17 protein-coding genes are annotated in these 16,951 nt (G+C 71.9%); 2 read left to right on the top strand and 15 right to left on the bottom strand.

Annotated elements, in window-relative coordinates; genetic code table 11:
- Positions 1-13: 13 nt before the first annotated feature.
- From secF to pgsA, 14 genes are all read right to left on the bottom strand, one after another.
- Entirely contained in the window at positions 14-1,117 is a 1,104-nt protein-coding gene (gene secF, locus ACFC1R_RS31380; RefSeq protein WP_375944405.1) for a protein translocase subunit SecF, read from the bottom strand.
- A 4-nt stretch (positions 1,118-1,121) separates the two neighbouring features.
- Positions 1,122-2,906, bottom strand: coding sequence for a protein translocase subunit SecD (gene secD / locus ACFC1R_RS31375; protein WP_375944404.1), 1,785 nt, complete (start codon positions 2,904-2,906; stop codon positions 1,122-1,124).
- Positions 2,907-3,051: 145 nt separating this feature from the next.
- Positions 3,052-3,483, bottom strand: a complete 432-nt coding sequence (gene yajC, locus ACFC1R_RS31370) for a preprotein translocase subunit YajC (RefSeq protein WP_375944402.1) — start codon at positions 3,481-3,483, stop codon at positions 3,052-3,054.
- A gap of 166 nt (positions 3,484-3,649) precedes the next feature.
- The gene (gene ruvB, locus ACFC1R_RS31365) at positions 3,650-4,756 is read right to left on the bottom strand and encodes a Holliday junction branch migration DNA helicase RuvB (protein ID WP_375944400.1); all 1,107 of its coding nucleotides are present in this window, start codon (positions 4,754-4,756) and stop codon (positions 3,650-3,652) included.
- Positions 4,753-5,364, bottom strand: coding sequence for a Holliday junction branch migration protein RuvA (ruvA, locus tag ACFC1R_RS31360; RefSeq protein WP_375944399.1), 612 nt, complete (start codon positions 5,362-5,364; stop codon positions 4,753-4,755). Before ruvA ends, ruvB begins: the two co-directional genes overlap by 4 nt.
- Positions 5,361-5,948, bottom strand: a complete 588-nt coding sequence (ruvC, locus tag ACFC1R_RS31355) for a crossover junction endodeoxyribonuclease RuvC (RefSeq protein ID WP_375944397.1) — start codon at positions 5,946-5,948, stop codon at positions 5,361-5,363. Before ruvC ends, ruvA begins: the two co-directional genes overlap by 4 nt.
- Before the next feature lie 116 nt (positions 5,949-6,064).
- On the bottom strand, positions 6,065-6,823 hold the full coding sequence (locus ACFC1R_RS31350) for a YebC/PmpR family DNA-binding transcriptional regulator (protein WP_375944395.1): 759 nt from the start codon (positions 6,821-6,823) through the stop codon (positions 6,065-6,067).
- A 194-nt stretch (positions 6,824-7,017) separates the two neighbouring features.
- The gene (gene pdxT, locus ACFC1R_RS31345) at positions 7,018-7,629 is read right to left on the bottom strand and encodes a pyridoxal 5'-phosphate synthase glutaminase subunit PdxT (RefSeq protein WP_375944394.1); all 612 of its coding nucleotides are present in this window, start codon (positions 7,627-7,629) and stop codon (positions 7,018-7,020) included.
- A gap of 106 nt (positions 7,630-7,735) precedes the next feature.
- Positions 7,736-8,647 carry a pyridoxal 5'-phosphate synthase lyase subunit PdxS gene (gene pdxS / locus ACFC1R_RS31340; protein ID WP_375944392.1) on the bottom strand — a complete coding sequence of 304 codons (912 nt, stop codon included), beginning with the start codon at positions 8,645-8,647 and terminating at the stop codon, positions 7,736-7,738.
- Positions 8,648-8,769: 122 nt separating this feature from the next.
- Positions 8,770-9,315 carry a hypothetical protein gene (locus ACFC1R_RS31335; protein WP_375944390.1) on the bottom strand — a complete coding sequence of 182 codons (546 nt, stop codon included), beginning with the start codon at positions 9,313-9,315 and terminating at the stop codon, positions 8,770-8,772.
- An 11-nt stretch (positions 9,316-9,326) separates the two neighbouring features.
- Positions 9,327-9,461 carry a hypothetical protein gene (locus ACFC1R_RS31330; protein ID WP_375944388.1) on the bottom strand — a complete coding sequence of 45 codons (135 nt, stop codon included), beginning with the start codon at positions 9,459-9,461 and terminating at the stop codon, positions 9,327-9,329.
- 75 nt (positions 9,462-9,536) lie between these two features.
- Positions 9,537-10,718, bottom strand: a complete 1,182-nt coding sequence (locus ACFC1R_RS31325; RefSeq protein ID WP_375944386.1) for a glycosyltransferase family 4 protein — start codon at positions 10,716-10,718, stop codon at positions 9,537-9,539.
- 10 nt (positions 10,719-10,728) lie between these two features.
- Positions 10,729-11,658, bottom strand: coding sequence for a phosphatidylinositol mannoside acyltransferase (locus tag ACFC1R_RS31320; RefSeq protein ID WP_375944384.1), 930 nt, complete (start codon positions 11,656-11,658; stop codon positions 10,729-10,731).
- The gene (pgsA, locus tag ACFC1R_RS31315) at positions 11,655-12,302 is read right to left on the bottom strand and encodes a phosphatidylinositol phosphate synthase (protein WP_375944382.1); all 648 of its coding nucleotides are present in this window, start codon (positions 12,300-12,302) and stop codon (positions 11,655-11,657) included. Before pgsA ends, ACFC1R_RS31320 begins: the two co-directional genes overlap by 4 nt.
- Before the next feature lie 232 nt (positions 12,303-12,534).
- Here pgsA and ACFC1R_RS31310 point away from each other — a divergent pair, with 232 nt between their 5' ends.
- The gene (locus tag ACFC1R_RS31310) at positions 12,535-14,580 is read left to right on the top strand and encodes an elongation factor G-like protein EF-G2 (RefSeq protein WP_375944380.1); all 2,046 of its coding nucleotides are present in this window, start codon (positions 12,535-12,537) and stop codon (positions 14,578-14,580) included.
- Positions 14,581-14,589: 9 nt separating this feature from the next.
- Here ACFC1R_RS31310 and ACFC1R_RS31305 read toward each other — a convergent pair whose 3' ends face one another.
- Positions 14,590-15,006 (bottom strand): thiol-disulfide oxidoreductase DCC family protein, encoded by a 417-nt coding sequence (locus ACFC1R_RS31305; protein WP_375944446.1) that lies wholly within the window; start codon positions 15,004-15,006, stop codon positions 14,590-14,592.
- A 244-nt stretch (positions 15,007-15,250) separates the two neighbouring features.
- On the opposite strand from ACFC1R_RS31305, the gene ACFC1R_RS31300 reads away from it, so the two are divergent.
- Positions 15,251-16,891 carry a hypothetical protein gene (locus ACFC1R_RS31300; protein ID WP_375944378.1) on the top strand — a complete coding sequence of 547 codons (1,641 nt, stop codon included), beginning with the start codon at positions 15,251-15,253 and terminating at the stop codon, positions 16,889-16,891.
- Positions 16,892-16,951: the final 60 nt, after the last annotated feature.

Here is a 16,951-nt window from a genome sequence, read left to right as displayed (position 1 = left end):
TTACGGCGTGGGGTCAGTGCTTGCCGGACGGGCGGCCCTTGGAGCGGGACCGGCCCGTCGGCTGGTTGCGCTGTCCGACCATACCCGCCGTGATCTCGTCCTCGACGGCCTGCCCCGCGGCGTCCGCAGGGGCCTCGGCAGCCGCCTTGGCGTCCGCCTCGCGCCGGGCTGCGACCTTCTTGGCCAGTGCCCGCATCTCCGGCGTCTGCTCCTTGAGCTGCGCGTACAGCGGGGTAGCCACGCAGATGGAGGAGTAGGCACCGGCCGCGAGACCGACGAACAGGGCGAGCGAGATGTCGTTCAGGGTGCCGGCACCGAGCAGGCCGCCACCGATGAACAGCAGTGCGGCGACCGGCAGCAGGGCGACCACGGTGGTGTTGATGGACCGCACCAGGGTCTGGTTGAGGCCGTGGTTGGCCGCCTCGCTGAAGGTCTGCTTGTTCTGCTTGGTGATGCCCTTGGTGTTCTCCTTCACGGTGTCGAAGACGACGACCGTGTCGTAGAGGGAGTACCCGAGGATGGTCAGGAAGCCGATCACGGTGCCCGGGGTGACCTCGAAGCCGACCAGGGCGTAGACGCCGATGGTGATCAGGAGGTCGTGGATCAGGGCGACCAGCGCGGCGACGGCCATCCGCCACTCGAAGGCGATGGCCAGGTAGACCGTCACCAGCACCATGAAGATCACCAGGCCCAGCAGGGCCTTCTGGGAGATCTCGTGGCCCCAGCTCGGGCCGATCACCTGGGCGTTGATGTCCTTGGTCTGGACGCCGAGGTCCTTGGAGAGGCCCTCGATGAAGGTGCTCGCGGGGATCTTCTCCTCGGAGCTGACCTGGATCCTGACCTCACCGTTGGCGGTCTTCTGCACCAGGGCGGTCGAGTCGTGGGTGATCTTGTTGGCGACGTCCTGCGCCTGCGCGACCGACAGGCCGGGCTTGGTGACGGTGTAGACCGACCCGCCCTTGAACTCGATGCCCAGGTGCAGGCCCATCGCCAGACCGATCGCCGCGACCAGCACGATCACACCGGAGATGCTGTACCAGAGCTTGCGCCGGCCGACGAAGTCGAAGCTGACCTCGCCCTGGTAGAGACGGTGGCCGAGATTGCCGAAGCGCGACATGGCGTCAGGCCTCCTTCGCGGCTGCAGTGGCGGAGCGGCGGCGGCTGCCCCGGATCGGCGGGCGGGCGCCCAGGCGCTTCGGGTCCAGGCCGGACCACGGGTGGCCGTCCGCGAAGAACTTGCGGCGAGCCAGCATGGTGATCAGCGGCTTGGTGAAGAGGAAGATCACCACGATGTCGAGCAGGGTGGTCAGACCCAGGGTGAAGGCGAAGCCCCGCACCTTGCCGACCGACACCACGTACAGCACTGCGGCACAGAGGAAGGACACGAAGTCCGAGACCAGGATGGTGCGGCGGGCGCGCGGCCAGGCACGCTGGACGGCCGGGCGCAGCGGGGCGCCCTCGCGGACCTCGTCACGGATGCGTTCGAAGTACACGATGAACGAGTCCGCGGTAATACCGATGGCGACGATGGCGCCGCAGATCGCGGGCAGGTTCAGCGCGAAGCCGATGCCGGCGCCGAGCAGCGACATGATCGCGTAGGTCAGTGCCGCCGAGACGACCAGACCGGCGATCGAGATCAGGCCGAGGCCGCGGTAGTAGACCAGCGAGTACAGGACCACCAGCAGCATGCCGATCGCACCGGCGATCAGGCCGGCCTGCAGCTGGTCGCCGCCGAGCTGGGCGGAGACGGTGGTGACGTCGCTCTTGTCGAAGGTCAGCGGCAGGGCGCCGAAGCTCAGCACGTTGGCCAGGCTCTTCGCCTGGTCCTGGGTGAAGCTGCCGGAGATGACCGCGTTGCCGCCGGAGATCGAGGAGTTGACGTACGGGTGGGAGACGACCTTGCCGTCCAGCACGATGGCGAACTCGTTGGCCGGGGCGGGCTGGGTGGCCAGCTTGCCGGTGGTCGAGGCGAAGGCGTTGGAGCCCTTGTCGTTGAAGGACAGCTGGACCTGCCAGCCGGCGCCGCCCTGGGTGTCGAAGGTGGCCTGCGCCTTGGAGACGTCCTGGCCGTTCACCGCCACCGGGCCGAGCGCGAACTTGTTCCAGACGCCCTGCTCCTTGTCGAAGCTGCAGGCGACCGCGGACTTCGCCGGGTCGGTCTGGTAGTCCTTCTGCTGGGCCGGGTCCGAGCAGTCCATCGCGGTGAACTGCTGCTGCAGCTCCGGCGGGACGGTGCCCTGGGTGAGGGCGGCCGTCATGTCGGCCGGGGACGGGGCGCTCGGGGCGGCGGACGGGGTGCTGCCCGCGCCTGCGCTCGCGCTCGCGGAGCCGGAGGGGGTGGCGTTCGCCGAGGCCGACGGGTCGGCCTTCAGGGCGTCGGTGACGGCCCGGCCGGCCTTGCTGGCGCTCGCGGAGGGCGAGGCGGAGCCGCTGCCGCTCGCGGACGGCTTGGCGGACGGCGAGGCGCTGCCGGTCGCGCTCGGGGTGGCCGAGGGGGCCGGGGCCTTGACACCGGTGGGCGCGTAGGCGAGCACCGGACGGAAGTAGAGCTTGGCCGTGGTGCCTACCTGGTCGATCGCAGCCTGCCGGTCACCGCCGTTGGGGATGTTGACGATGATCGTGTCACTGCCCTGGGTCTGCACCTCCGTCTCGGAGACACCCATGGCGTTGACGCGCTTGTTGATGATCGTGACCGCGGTGTCCATGTTGGACTTGTTGATCGCGGCCTTGTCGTCGGACTTGGCGGTCAGCGTGATGCTGGTGCCACCGGCGAGATCGATCCCCAGACGCGGCGTCTTGTGACCCGTCCAGAACATGACGGCGACCAGCCCGACGGTGACCGCCAGAATCAGGGCCAGGGCCCGTCCCGGGTAACCGTCGCGCGGGCGCGACTTTGGTGTTGCCACCTTGCTCGTTTCTCCCTGTCCATGCCACCGCCCCCGTCGTCCCGGTCCGGCTTGTGGCGGGACCGGGACGGGGGCGCGGCGGCCCTGAGGTCCTCTGTGGGCTCGCGGCTCGTGCCGCTACGGCCGGGGGTGTCGCCCGGTCGTGTTACTTGCTCGCGGCAGCCTCGCCGTCGGCGCTGCCCTTGCCCGTGGCGCCTTCGGGGGCGTCCTTGTCGAGGCTGAGCGGCTTCGCGTCGCCGGCCTCCTCCTCGACCTGGTCGGCCTCGGTGGGAGCGTCGTCACCGAGCTCGTCCTCCTCGGGGCGACCGTTGATGATGCCGTCGTACTCCTGCGGGTCGAGGACGGCCGCAATGGCGCTCTTGGCGTAGTGGGTGACCACACCGGGCGCGATCTCCAGCTCGACGGTCTCGTCGTTGACCGCCTTCACCAGGGCGTACATACCACCGATGGTGCGGACTCCCGAGCCGGGCTCCATCGCCGAACGCATCTGCGCGGCCTGCTCCTGCCGCTTCTTGTTCGAGCGGAAGAGCATGAACAGCACGGCGATCATGACGATGGGAAGAAGGAGGTTAAACACAGCAGCCAGAGTCCTTTACGGGCCGCCCGCCCGGGCGGCCTGTGGTGGTCGTCGGCCCGTCAGGTGAGAGGGGCGGTCCGGCGGAGTCTAGGCGACCCGCTCTGATCGGACAACGCCAAGCATCGCATCCTGCCGCCAAAAGTGGCGACCCTCCGACCGGCCAGTCTCATCCCGCGCCGTTCGCACTCCCGAACAGGTCGGGCTGGGCGGGCACGGCGCCGCGCGGCGGAGTCACCGGCGGGGTCAGACCGAGGTGGGCCCAGGCGGCGGCGGTGGCGATCCGGCCGCGCGGCGTCCTGGCCAGCAGGCCCTCGCGGACCAGGAAGGGCTCGGCGACCTCCTCGACCGTCTCGGCCTCCTCCCCCACCGCGACCGCCAGGGTGGACAGGCCGACCGGACCGCCGCCGAACAGGCGCAGCAGCGCGTCCAGCACCGCGCGGTCGAGGCGGTCCAGACCGCGCGCGTCCACCTCGTAGACCTGCAGCGCCTGGGCGGCGATCTCCCGAGTGACCACGCCGTCGTGCTTGACCTGGGCGTAGTCGCGGACCCGGCGCAGCAGCCGGTTGGCGATCCGCGGCGTGCCCCGGGAGCGGCCGGCGATCTCGGCGGCACCGGCCGGGTCTATCTCCACGTCCAGCAGGGTGGCGGAGCGGTGCACCACGCGCTGGAGCTCGGCCGGGGCGTAGAACTCCATGTGGCCGGTGAAGCCGAAGCGGTCGCGCAGCGGCGGGGGCAGCAGACCGGCCCGGGTGGTGGCGCCGACCAGGGTGAAGGGGGGCAGCTCCAGCGGGATGGCGGTGGCGCCGGGGCCCTTGCCGACGATGACGTCGACCCGGAAGTCCTCCATCGCCATGTAGAGCATCTCCTCGGCGGGCCGGGACATCCGGTGGATCTCGTCGAGGAAGAGCACCTCGCCCTCGGTGAGCGAGGAGAGGATGGCCGCCAGGTCGCCGGCGTGCTGGATGGCCGGCCCCGAGGTGATCCGGATCGGGGCGTTCAGCTCGGCCGCGATGATCATGGACAGGGTGGTCTTGCCGAGTCCGGGCGGGCCGCTGAGCAGGACGTGGTCCGGAGCGGTGCCGCGCTTGCGGGCGGCCTGCAGGACCAGCGAGAGCTGCTCGCGGACCCGCTCCTGTCCGATGAACTCGTCCAGCTGCTTGGGGCGCAGTGCCGCCTCGACCGCCTGGTCCTCGCCGTCGGCGGCCGCCGTGACCAGGCGGTCCGAGGGGTCGGAGTCGTAGGGGGTCATCGCGGCGGGCTCCTGGTGGTTCATCGGGTGCGGTTGAGGGTGCGCAGGGCGGCCTTGAGCAGGGCGCCGACATCGGTGGTCGACTGCGCCTCGGCCTCGGGGGTGACGGCGGTGACCGCGTCGTCCGCCTCGCGCGGGGCGTAGCCGAGGCCGACCAGGGCGGCGTGCAGCTGCTCGCTCCACGGCGCGGGCCCGGCGGCGACCGGCTTCTGCGCGGGGACGCTGCCGTGCGGGGCGCCCAGCTTGTCCTTGTACTCCAGCAGCAGCTTGGCGGCCTTGGCCTTGCCGATGCCGGGGACGGCGATCAGGGCCTTCTCGTCCCCGCTGGCGATGGCGAGGCGCAGCGCGTCCGGGCTGTGCACCCCGAGCATCGCCTGGGCCAGGCGCGGCCCGACGCCGGGGGCGGCCTGCAGGATCTCGAAGGTGGCGCGCTCGTCGTCGTCCGCGAAGCCGTAGAGGGTGAGCGAGTCCTCCCTGACCACCAGCGAGGTGGCCAGCCTGGCGTGCTCGCCGAGGCGCAGGCCGGACAGGGTGGCCGGGGTGCACTGGACGGCCATGCCGACGCCGCCGACCTCGACGACGGCGGTGCCGGTCGCGATGGCGGCGACCGGGCCCTGGACGAAGGCGATCATCGGTGGCTCTCCTGGTGGGCGGTCGGTGCCTGGCGGACGGTCGGGGCCCGGCGGACGGCCGCGGGCCGGCCGGGGGCCGTGCGGGCGAGCGCGGCGGCGATCCGGTCGGCGGCGCCGCCGCGCCAGATGTGGCAGATGGCGAGGGCCAGCGCGTCGGCGGCGTCGGCCGGCTTGGGTGGAGCGTCGAGCCGGAGCAGGCGGGTGACCATGGCAGTGACCTGCGCCTTGTCGGCCCGGCCCGAGCCGGTGACGGCGGCCTTGACCTCGCTGGGGGTGTGCAGGGTGACGGGTATGCCGCGCCGGGTGGCGCAGAGCATCGCGACCGCGCTGGCCTGGGCGGTGCCCATCACGGTGCGGACGTTGTGCTGGGCGAAGACCCGCTCGACGGCGACCAGGTCGGGACGGTGATCGTCCAGCCACTGCTCCAGGCCCTGCTCGATCAGCAGCAGCCGCTGCCCGATCTCCGCCTCGGCGGGGGTGCGCACCACACCGACCCCGAGCATCCGCAGCGGGCGGCCCGGTGCACCGTCCACCACCCCGACGCCGCACCTGGTCAGCCCAGGGTCCACGCCCAGTACCTTCACCGCCGAGCCCCACCTTTCGTCCGACCTGCGAAGGCTACCGGTCGGCTCCGACAACCCTGACTACGACACCGGCCCGGTGGTCGCGGGGACCACCGGGCCGGACAGCGTCACCGAGCTCACTCGGCGTCGAGCTGGGCACCCACCTCGTCGCTGATGTCGAAGTTGGCGAAGACGTTCTGGACGTCGTCGCTGTCCTCGAGGGCGTCGATCAGCTTGAGGATCTTGCGCGCGCCGTCGACGTCCAGCTCGACCTGCATGCTGGGGACGAAGTTGGCGTCGGCCGAGTCGTAGTCGATGCCCGCGTCGACCAGTGCGGTGCGGACCGCGACCATGCTGGACGCCTCGGAGATGATCTCGAAGGAGTCGCCGAGGTCGTTGATCTCCTCGGGGTCCTGGTCCAGGACGACCTCGAAGAGCTTGTCCTCGTCCACGCCGTCGGCCTTGGGCACGATGACGACGCCCTTGCGGGTGAACAGGTAGGAGACCGAGCCGGGATCGGCCATCGAACCGCCGTTGCGGGTCATGGCCACGCGCACGTCCGAGGCGGCGCGGTTGCGGTTGTCGGTGAGGCACTCGATGAGCACCGCGACACCGTTCGGGCCGTAGCCCTCGTACATGATCGTCGAGTAGTCGGCGCCGCCGGCGTCCTCGCCCGAGCCGCGCTTGACGGCGCGGTTGATGTTGTCGATCGGGACCGAGCTCTTCTTCGCCTTCTGGATGGCGTCGTAGAGCGTCGGGTTGCCCGCCGGGTCGCCGCCGCCGGTGCGCGCCGCCACCTCGATGTTCTTGATCATCTTGGCGAAGAGCTTGCCGCGCTTGGCGTCGATCACGGCCTTCTTGTGCTTGGTGGTAGCCCACTTAGAGTGGCCGGACATCGCCAGCTCCTTTACGTCGCCAAAGGGAAATGAACAGAGGAGATCTTACCGGTGTCCGAACCGACACCTGGCACTCGGTCAGCGCCAGTCGCGAGCCGGGGGCGCGGCGGCGCCGGGAGCTGCGGACCGCGGCCGGCCCGGACCCGCGGGACGCCGGGCCCCGGGCTGCGGGCGCCCGCGGGCGGGCGGTGCGGTCAGAGGCCCTCGACCATGCGGACGAAGTACTCGTGCACCCGGTGGTCGCCGGTCAGCTCGGGGTGGAAGGAGGTGGCGAGCAGGTTGCCCTGGCGGACCGCCACGATACGGCTGTCGGGGCCGTCGGCGGCCGGCAGCTCGGCCAGCACCTCGACGCCCGCACCGACCGCCTCGACCCAGGGGGCGCGGATGAACACGCCGTGCACCGGGTCGCCGGCCAGGCCCTTGAAGTCCACCCCGGACTCGAAGGACTCGTTCTGCCGCCCGAAGGCGTTGCGGCGCACGGTCATGTCGATGCCGCCGACGGTCTCCTGGTCGTCCCGGCCATCCAGGATCTTGTCCGCGAGCATAATCATGCCCGCGCAGGTGCCGTAGACCGGCATCCCGGCGGCCACCCGCTCGCGCAGCGGGCCCATCACGTCGAACAGCAGGGCCAGCTTGGACATGGTGGTGGACTCGCCGCCGGGGATCACCAGCGCGTCCACCTCGGCCAGTTCCTCGGCGCGCCGGACCGGGCGGGCGATCGCGTCGGCGGCGGCCAGCGCCACCAGGTGCTCGCGGACGTCGCCCTGCAGCGCGAGGACGCCGATGACGGGGTTGCTGCTGGACACGGTTGCTACCTCTTGCTTCGTCTTCGCTGAAGTCTGTACTGCGGGTACGCGCGGCGGCCCGCCGCGCCCCAACTGCTGCGCGGCGGGCCGTCGAGCGCGTCCGGAACTACCAGCCGCGGTTGGCGTACCGCTCGCTCTCCGGCAGGGTGTCGCAGTTGATGCCGACCATGGCCTCGCCCAGGTTGCGGGAGGCGTCCGCGATGATCTTCGGGTCGTCGAAGAAGGTGGTGGCCTTGACGATCGCGGCGGCACGCTTGGCCGGGTCGCCCGACTTGAAGATGCCCGAGCCGACGAAGACGCCCTCGGCGCCCAGCTGGCGCATCAGCGCGGCGTCGGCCGGGGTGGCCACACCACCGGCGGAGAACAGCACGACCGGCAGCTTGCCGAGCTCGGCGACCTCCTTGACCAGCTCGTACGGGGCGCGCAGCTCCTTGGCGGCGGCGAACAGCTCGTTGTTGTCGAAGCCGCGCAGCTTGGCGATCTCGTTCTTGATCTGGCGCAGGTGGCGGACGGCCTCGACCACGTTGCCGGTGCCGGCCTCGCCCTTGGAGCGGATCATGGCCGCGCCCTCGGCGATGCGGCGCAGGGCCTCACCGAGGTTGGTGGCGCCGCAGACGAAGGGGGTGGTGAAGGCCCACTTGTCGGAGTGGTTGACCTCGTCGGCCGGGGTCAGCACCTCGGACTCGTCGATGTAGTCGACACCCAGCGACTGCAGGACCTGGGCCTCGACGAAGTGGCCGATCCGGGACTTGGCCATCACCGGGATGGAGACGGCGCCGATGATCTCCTCGATCATGTTCGGGTCGGACATCCGGGCCACGCCGCCGTCCTTGCGGATGTCCGCGGGGACGCGCTCCAGGGCCATGACGGCGACCGCACCGGCGTCCTCGGCGATCTTCGCCTGCTCGGCGTTGACCACGTCCATGATCACACCGCCCTTGAGCTGCTCGGCCATGCCGCGCTTGACGCGGGCGGTGCCGATCTGCGGCTGGTCTGCGGTGATGGGGGTGGTGGACACGTGAGACCTCACTCGAAGATGAACCAGTGCTATCGCCCTATCGTAGGCCCGAACCACCCGGTGCCCATGCGCCACCTAGTCCAGCCCGGTTGCCGGGATACGACAAACAGGCTCTAACGCGGCTACGCGGGTGCGCCCTGAGGCGTGAGCGCCGCGGGAGGCTCGTCGTCCATCTCGAAAGCGAGCGGGAAGGGCGCCCGCCCGGCCAGCCGGAAATAGCGCACCAGCCGGTGCTCACGCACCGCGCGGGCCGCCCGGACCGCGTCGTTGTGGAACCGCCGCGCCATCGGCACCCGGCGCACCGCGGCTGTGAGGTCCCTCACAGCCTCCTCGCCGCCCGGCACCGCCAGCAGCGCCGCGACCTGCTCCGGATCGGCGAACACCGCGCGCAGCGCCAGGCTCAGCTCGCTCTCCGCCACCTCCCGGTGCTCGTCCTCGGCCTGCCGGGCTGCGTGCGAGGCCTCGTACAGCAGGATCGAGGCGGCCGGGTCGAGCAGCGAGGAGGTGGCGAGCTCCAGCGCGACGGAGGCCCGCCGGACGAGCTGGGCGTCCAGCGAGGCCCGTGCCGCGTCGATCCGGGCGTGCAGGCGGTCGAGCCGGCCCGCCGTCCAGCTCAGGTAGACGGCGAACAGCACGACCGCCGCAGCGGCCCAGATCCAGGTAGTCACGGGGCAGAACGCTACAGGGAGGTCCTCCGGTGGCACTCCCGGTCGTGGCCGGTCACGTCGACGGCGACCCGCGGGTGCGGCTCACGGACGGACTCCGGCCGGCCGAAGCCGGCGCCTGCGAAGTGGCCGACGGAGTTCCGCGGCACGCGGGCCCTCCCCGGCAGGGCGACCGGCCGTCGGGCCGACACTGTGCCCGGGGGATCGACTCCCGCTCCCGCAGGTCAGTCCCGGGTCAGTTTCAGACGCCCGCGCCAGCCGATGCGCTCGTCCTCGGCGACCGGCGGCATGCCGTCGGTGACCGTCTCGTACACCGAGAGGATGTCCGCGCCGACGGTCGACCAGTCGAAGCGCCGCACGTGGTGCAGGGCCGCCCGGCGCAGCTCGGCGAGCCGCTCGGGGTCGCCGAGCAGGCGCAGCGCGGCGTCGGCCAGCGCCGCCGGGTCCTCGACCGGGAACAGCTCGCCCGCGTCCCCGCCGTCCAGCACCTGCCGGAACGCGTCCAGGTCGCTGGCCAGCACCGGGGCGCCGGCGGACATCGCCTCGACCAGGATGATGCCGAAGCTCTCGCCACCGGTGTTCGGCGCCACGTACAGGTCGACGCTGCGCAGCAGCCGGGCCTTCTCCCGGTCGCTGACCATGCCGAGGAACTCCACCTGCCGCCGCACCTCGGGCGCGAGGCCGGCCACGGCCTCCTGTTCGTCGCCCTTGCCGGCCACCAGCAGCCGCACTCCCGGGCGCTCCGCGAGGATCTTGGGCAGTGCGGCGAGCAGGCTCGGCAGGCCCTTGCGGGGCTCGTTGATCCGGCCGATGAAGCCGATCGTTCCGGGACCGCCGTCCGCCGCCCCGCCCTGCCAGCGCGGATCGGGCTCGGCCTCGGCGAAGAACCGCACGTCCACGCCGTTGGGGATCACCACGGCGTCGCCGCCGAGGTGCTCGACCAGAGTGCGCCTGGCGTACTCGCTGACCGCGATCCGGGCACTTATCTTCTCCAGGCCGGGCTGGAGGATCGGCGAGGCCGCGATCATCGCGCGCGAGCGCGGGTTGGAGGTGTGGAAGGTGCCGACCATGGGCCCGGAGGCGGACCAGGCGGCCAGCATCGACAGGCTGGGCGAGGCGGGCTCGTGGACGTGCAGGATGTCGAAGCGGCCGTCGTTCAGCCAGCGTCGCACCCGGGCGGCGGAGAGGATGCCGAAGCTGAGCCGGGCCACCGAGCCGTTGTAGGGCACCGCGACGGCGCGCCCGGCCGAGACCACGTACGGCGGCAGCGCCGACTCGTCCTCGGCCGGGGCCAGCACGGAGACCTGGTGGCCGAGGCCGATCAGGTGCTCGGCCAGGTCGCGGATGTGGAACTGCACGCCGCCCGGGACGTCCCAGTCGTACGGGCAGACGATTCCGATCTTCATCCCGGCTCCCTCAGGCATCGTGGCGCCGGCCGAGGTCGGACAGCCAGAACTTCTGCAGCATGTGCCAGTCCTCCGAGTGCTCGCGGATGCCGTCCGCCCACACGTCGGCCAGTGCCTGGGTCATCGCCAGCGTCCTGGAGCGCTGGTCGCCCTCCTCGGGCACCGGCAGCTCGGGGTGTATCTCCACCCGCATCACCGGGCCGTCGTACCAGAGCGTGACCGGCAGCAGCGCGGCTCCCGTGCGCAGGCAGAGCGCGGCGGGACCCGCCGGGACCTTGGTCGGCTCGCCGAAGAAGTCCACCGCGATCCCGGCGTCCGACAGGTCGCGGTCGCCCACCAGGCAGACCATCCGGCCCGCCCGCAGCCGGCGCGCCAGGGTGCCGATCACCGAGGCGCCGCCGCCGGTCAGCGGCAGCACCTCCATGCCCAGGCCCTCGCGGTAGGCCACGAAACGGTCGAACAGCGACTCCGGCTTCAGCCGCTCGGCGACCGTGGTGAACGGATACCCCACCGTGGTAATCCAGGCCCCGGCCAGGTCCCAGTTCGCCATGTGCGGCAGCGCCGCCACCACGCCCCGGCCGGCCTCCAGCGGACCGGTGATGTTCTCCAGCCCCTTGAGCTCCACCGACTCCGAGATCCGTGCCCCGCTCCAGGTCGGCAGCCGGAAGGACTCCATCCAGTACCGCAGGTAGGAGCGCATCCCCGCCCGGGAGAGCTCGCGCAGCCGCTGCTCGTCCGCTCCCGGGTGCACCCGGGAGAGGTTGCGCTCCAGCTGGCGCACGCCCTTGCCGCGCCGGCGCCAGGCGAAGTCCGCGATCTGGTTGAACAGCCCCCGCGCGACCGGCTCCGGCAGGTGCTTCAGGGCCGCCCAGCCCAGCGCGTACGCCCCGTCGGCCGCCCGCTCCCGGAGCGTCGGGGCACTCGGTGCGGCGGTGTTCACTGCGCCTCCCGCGGCTCGGCCGCCTCCAGGGCCTCCCGGCGCACGGTGAGCATCCGCTGCACCACCGTCACCAGGCTCCCCACCGCCACCAGCCAGAGCGCCACCGGCAGCAGCGGCTCCACGTACGGCACCCCGAACGTGTGCAGCCCCGCCACACCCGCCGCGACCAGGCTGATCACCAGCCGCTCGGCGCGCTCCACCAGCCCCGACACGTTGCAGGGCAGCCCCAGGCTCTCCGCCCGCGCCTTGGTGTACGAGACCACCTGGCCGCTCGCCAGGCAGAACACCGCGACCGCGCAGAGCAGGTCGTTGTCACCCTTGCCCGCGTACCAGAGCGCCAGGCCACCGAAGATCGCCGCATCGGCCACCCGGTCCAGCGTCGAGTCCAGGAAGGCGCCCCACTTGCTGGAGCTGCCCGCCTGACGGGCCATGTTGCCGTCGACCAGGTCGGAGAAGATGAAGAGGGTGATCGTGATGGTGCCCCAGAAGAACTCGCCCCAGGGGAAGAACAGCAGCGCGCCGGCGACCGAGCCGGCCGTACCGATCAGCGTCACCGCGTCCGGGCTCACCCCCCAGCGCAGCAGCAGGGCGGCGAACGGTGTCAGGACACGTGTGAAGAAGGCACGTGCGTACTTGTTGAGCATGGCCTTCCGGACCGCCCCGATCTCACCGATGTCCGCCTCCGGCCCCAGTGGCCGACCGGCGACCGAGCGGAACGACCCGCCCGGCCCGACAATGGTATCCAGGCCGCTCGCACGCTCCGCCGCCCCACGCCCCCGCGAGCCGGTCATCGGCCCAACTGGCCACCACTCAGGGCACTTCCCCGCACACGGGACGTAACTGCCGCCCCCGCGAGTGAGTATCAGGAGGCACGCCATGCCGGACCGAGGTACCCCGCACGCACCCGCACCCACGGTCGAGCGGTCGGCGCAACTGCGCAACGTGGCGCTGATCGGCCCCAGCGGCGCCGGGAAGACCACCCTGGCCGAATCCCTCGCCCTCACCGCAGGCGCCCTCACCAGGGCAGGCACCGTCCCCGACGGCACCACCGCCGCGGACTACGAGGAGATCGAGCACCAGCAGCAGCGCTCCGTGCAGCTCGCGCTGCTCCCGCTCACCTGGCGCGACACCAGGATCAACCTGCTGGACACCCCCGGCTACGCCGACTTCAGCGGCGAGCTCGGAGCCGGACTGCGCGCCGCCGAGGCCGCCGTGCTCGTCCTCTCGGCCGCCGAACCGGTCGGCGCACCCGCACTCGCCCTCTGGCGCCAGTGCCGCGCCGCCGGACTGCCCACCGTGATCGTTCTCACCCATCTGAACACGGCCCGGGTCGGTTTCGACGAGATCCTCACCGCCTGCCAGGACGCCTTCGGCGAGGGCCACCCCGACACCGTCCTCCCGCTCCACCTGCCGATCCTGCGCGACGGCCACCCGCACGGCTCACTCGAACTCCTCACGGGCCGGCGCTACGGCGAGAGCGGCGAGGCCCCCGGCGCCGACGAGGCCCGGGGACGGCTCGTCGAGGCCATCGCCGGCGAGGACGACACCCTGCTCGAACGCTACGTCGCCGGCGAGGAGCTCGACCCCGCCTCGCTGACCGAGGCGCTGCGCCGCGAGGTCCTCCAGGGCACCGTGCACCCCGTCCTGGCCGCCGCTCCCCCGCTCGACCCCGCGGGCCCGGCCGTCGGCGCCGCCGAACTCCTCGACCTGATCACCGAGATCCTCCCCACCCCCGAGGAACGCCGGGACGACCTGCCCCCGTGCGACCCGGACGCCCCCGTCACCGCCCAGGTCATCCACACCGGCGAGGACCCGTACGTCGGCCGCCTCAGCCTGGTCCGCCTCTTCTCCGGCACCCTGCGCCCCGACACCCTCCTGCACCTGGCCGACCACCCGGACGAGCGCGTCACCGCGCTCACCTCGCCGTTCGGCAAGCAGCAGCGGCCCGTCCCCTACGCGCTCCCCGGCGACCTCGTCTGCCTCGCCAAGCTCGCCGCCGCCCGTACCGGCGACACCCTCTCCGCCGACCGGCACGTCCTCGACCGCTGGCCGCTGCCCGAGCCGCTGCTCCCCGCCGCCGTCGAGGCCCACAGCAAGGCCGACGAGGACCGGCTCGCCCAGAGCCTGGCCAGACTCGCCGCCCAGGACCCGGCCCTGCGGGTCGAGCAGAACCCCGACACCCACCAGCTCGTCCTCTGGTGCACCGGCGAGGCCCACCAGTCCGTCGTCCTCGACCGGCTGCGCACCCGCTACGGGGTCCACCTCGACACCGTCCCGTACCGGGTCGCCCTCCGCGAGACCGTCGCGAGCACCGCCAGCGGCCACGGACGGCACGTGAAGCAGTCCGGCGGACACGGCCAGTTCGCGATCTGCGACCTCACCGTCGAACCGCTGGAGCCCGGCGGCGGCTTCGAGTTCGTGGACAAGGTGGTCGGCGGCGCCGTACCGCGCAACTTCATCCCCTCGGTGGAGAAGGGCGTCCGCGCCCAGCTCGCCCACGGCGTCCTGGCCGGCTACCCGATGGTGGACGTCCGGGTCACCCTCACCGACGGCAAGGCGCACTCGGTCGACTCCTCCGACGCCGCCTTCCAGACCGCCGGTGCCCTCGCCCTGCGCGAAGCCGCCGCCAACGCGAGTGTCCGACTGCTCGAACCCGTGGACGAGATCAAGGTCCTGCTGCCCGACGAGTACCAGGGCGCCGTGCTCAGCGACCTCTCCGCCCGACGCGGCCACGTGCTGGGCACCGAACCCGGCGGCCCCGGCCTGAGCCTGGTCCGCGCCGAAGTCCCCGAACTCGAACTCACCCGCTACCCCGTCGAGTTGCGCTCCCTCTCGCACGGCACCGGCCAGTTCTCCCGCAGCTACGTACGCCACGCCCCGATGCCCGCCGCCCTCGCCGCCCAGCAGGAGCGCACCTCCTGACCCGGGGGGCTACCCCCGGTGCGGGAGCGCGCAGGCCGGAGTCCCGCCCGGCATCCGGTGCCGGTTCCTCGCCACCAGCCGGTACACCGCGGCCGCCAGCGGGCGGACCGGCGGCAGTGCCAGCAGCCCGCCCAGGTACGCCCAGGCCCCGCCCGAGCGCATCAGCAGCCGTGCCGCCGCCTGCGCCCCGCCGTACACCTGCCCGCCGGGCGTGACCCAGAGGATCTCCCGCTCGGCCCGCTCCCGGCTCACCAGACCCAGGCCGCCGGCCCGGCTGTCCAGCGCCGGCAGGTCGGCGAACTGGAACGGCACCGCCTCCCACCCCCCGGAGGACAGGCTCGCCCGCAGATAGCGCTCGGCCGCGTCCTTGCAGGTCGTGCAGAACGCACAGTCCCCGTCGAAGACGAGCACCGGGTCCACCGTCATCTCCTCAACCTCGGCCATGCCCCGATCCTGCCCCACCGGGCCGCCGGACCACCCACCGGGTCCGCTGCCGGCGCCAGGACCGGGAGCACCACCGGAACCAGTGGGGTCGAAGCGGCCCGGAAGTGGGCACCATGATGAGGAGTACCACGCCTGGCGAGATGTGACAGCTGTTCAGACGATCATCCGCGGGACGTGGCGGCAGCACGGTAACCTGCGGCTGACAAGGGGAGGAGGGGGCACCGCCGTGACCAAGCTCGACATGACCCCGGGCGCGCAGATACCCCGCACGGACGTCGGACCGCAGACCGCAGTCACCCAACTGCTCTCCTCGGCGGCCTACCGCGACAGCGACTTCCACGAGCTCGGCGACAAGCTCGGGGTGACGGTCAAGGAGGGCAAGTTCGCCCTTTTCCGGCCAAGTCTCGGCGAGGCGTTCAGCCGCGCCCTGATCGACCGGACCCTGGGCGCCAAGCGCAACCCGCTGGTCCCCTCCTTCGGCACCGACACCCGCATGGTGGTCGAACACTGCCTCGCCGCCGAGGAACTGCGCGCGGTCAGGGACCGCAGGCTCACCCTGGTCACCCTGCTCAGCGGGCTGCTCTTCCTGCCGGGGGCGCTGCTCTGGCTGCTCGCCTTCCAGAGCCGGGCCTGGCTGAAGAAGCAGAACCCGGCCCGGGAGGGCTTCTTCGGCACCGTCGTGCTGCTGGTCGCCGCCATACTGGCCGCACTGTTCGTGCTGCGGCCGCCGCTGAGCGGGCTGTGGGCGGTGTACTTCAGGGTGATGATGGTGGCACCCGTGCTCGGCTGGTTCGTCGCCAAGCGGATCTGTCTGCGCAGCACCGAGGACCTGCGGGCCCGTTGGGGAGCCCTGGTCGAGGGCAGTGCCATAGCCGCGACCGTCCCCAAGGCCGTCCCGCGCGACGACCTGGACAAAAAGGCCAGCACGCTCCGCGCCCAACTGGACCGGCTGACCGCCGAGCAGGACACCAACATCCAGCACTACGCCGGTTCCAAGGGCATCCTCGGCGCCGGCATGCGCTGGGGCGTCTGGGAGATGGTCGAGGATCTGCGCCCGGCCGAGGGCCACGTCGACTTCCGCACCTTCCACCCCTGGGACCTCACCCGCCGCATCGCCGACCGGCTCGGCGGCCTCGGCCGCAGCGAGATCTCGGACGGCGCCATGCAGCACGTCGCCATCCGGCAGTGGGTGGTGGTGGACATCCCGGAGGGCGCCGACGAGATCGGCCGGCCGGGCGGCGCCGACATGGACGGCTACCGGATGCGGGACTTCGGCATCCAGACCATCGCCAACCGGCAGACCCTCGGCACCGACACCCGGCACCGGCTGGCGACCCAGATCGTCCTGCACAAGGGCCAGTTGGTGGCCACCACGGTGATCGGCGTCACGGTGCTCAGCAACACCCTGCGGGTCTCGGTGGCCGGTTACGCCCTCGGCCCGCTCAACGGGCTCTTCGGCGCCAAGCCGAAGCCCAAGGAGATGACCATCGCCAAGACCGGCAAGTTCTGGGAGGAGAAGACGGTCGTCCTGCCCATCGTGGACAACGACGAGGTGGTCCGCCAGGCCGTCCGGGCGCCGTTCATGCGGATGCCCACCCTGCTCACCTGGCTGGGCGGCAAGATCGCCCTGCCGGAGCCGTTCTCGCTCCGCGCCTCCTGGGCCGACCGGACCTGGACCAGCCGCTTCAAGTCCGACGACGTCATCTACGGCGCCACCCCCGTGGTGAACGCCGTCCTGGCCGCCACCATCGAGTTCCTGGCGGAGCACGACATCGACGTCGACCGCTTCTCCGGCCGCACGGGCATCGTCAAGGCCGAGATGCAGGGCGCCCGCCCCTTCAAGGCCGACGCCTACGACGCCGGCTGAACACCGCGGGCAGGACGAAGGGCTCGTACCGGAACCTCCTCCGGTACGAGCCCTTCGTCC

This window comes from Kitasatospora sp. NPDC056138 (assembly GCF_042264695.1).
Classification (GTDB): domain Bacteria; phylum Actinomycetota; class Actinomycetes; order Streptomycetales; family Streptomycetaceae; genus Kitasatospora.
The sequence above is the reverse complement of the archived record's forward strand: the minus strand, read 5'-3'. Positions and strand labels throughout refer to the sequence as shown.

Bases quoted from the DNA above. Each gene is read 5' to 3' on its own strand.
- ACFC1R_RS31350 (WP_375944395.1), bottom strand. From the start codon at position 6,823: ATGTCCGGCCACTCTAAGTGGGCTACCACCAAGCACAAGAAGGCCGTG.
- pgsA (WP_375944382.1), bottom strand. From the start codon at position 12,302: ATGCTCAACAAGTACGCACGTGCCTTCTTCACACGTGTCCTGACACCG.
- ruvB (WP_375944400.1), bottom strand. From the start codon at position 4,756: ATGAACCACCAGGAGCCCGCCGCGATGACCCCCTACGACTCCGACCCC.
- ruvA (WP_375944399.1), bottom strand. From the start codon at position 5,364: ATGATCGCCTTCGTCCAGGGCCCGGTCGCCGCCATCGCGACCGGCACC.
- ACFC1R_RS31310 (WP_375944380.1), top strand. From the start codon at position 12,535: ATGCCGGACCGAGGTACCCCGCACGCACCCGCACCCACGGTCGAGCGG.
- secF (WP_375944405.1), bottom strand. From the start codon at position 1,117: ATGTCGCGCTTCGGCAATCTCGGCCACCGTCTCTACCAGGGCGAGGTC.
- ACFC1R_RS31325 (WP_375944386.1), bottom strand. From the start codon at position 10,718: ATGAAGATCGGAATCGTCTGCCCGTACGACTGGGACGTCCCGGGCGGC.
- ACFC1R_RS31305 (WP_375944446.1), bottom strand. From the start codon at position 15,006: ATGACGGTGGACCCGGTGCTCGTCTTCGACGGGGACTGTGCGTTCTGC.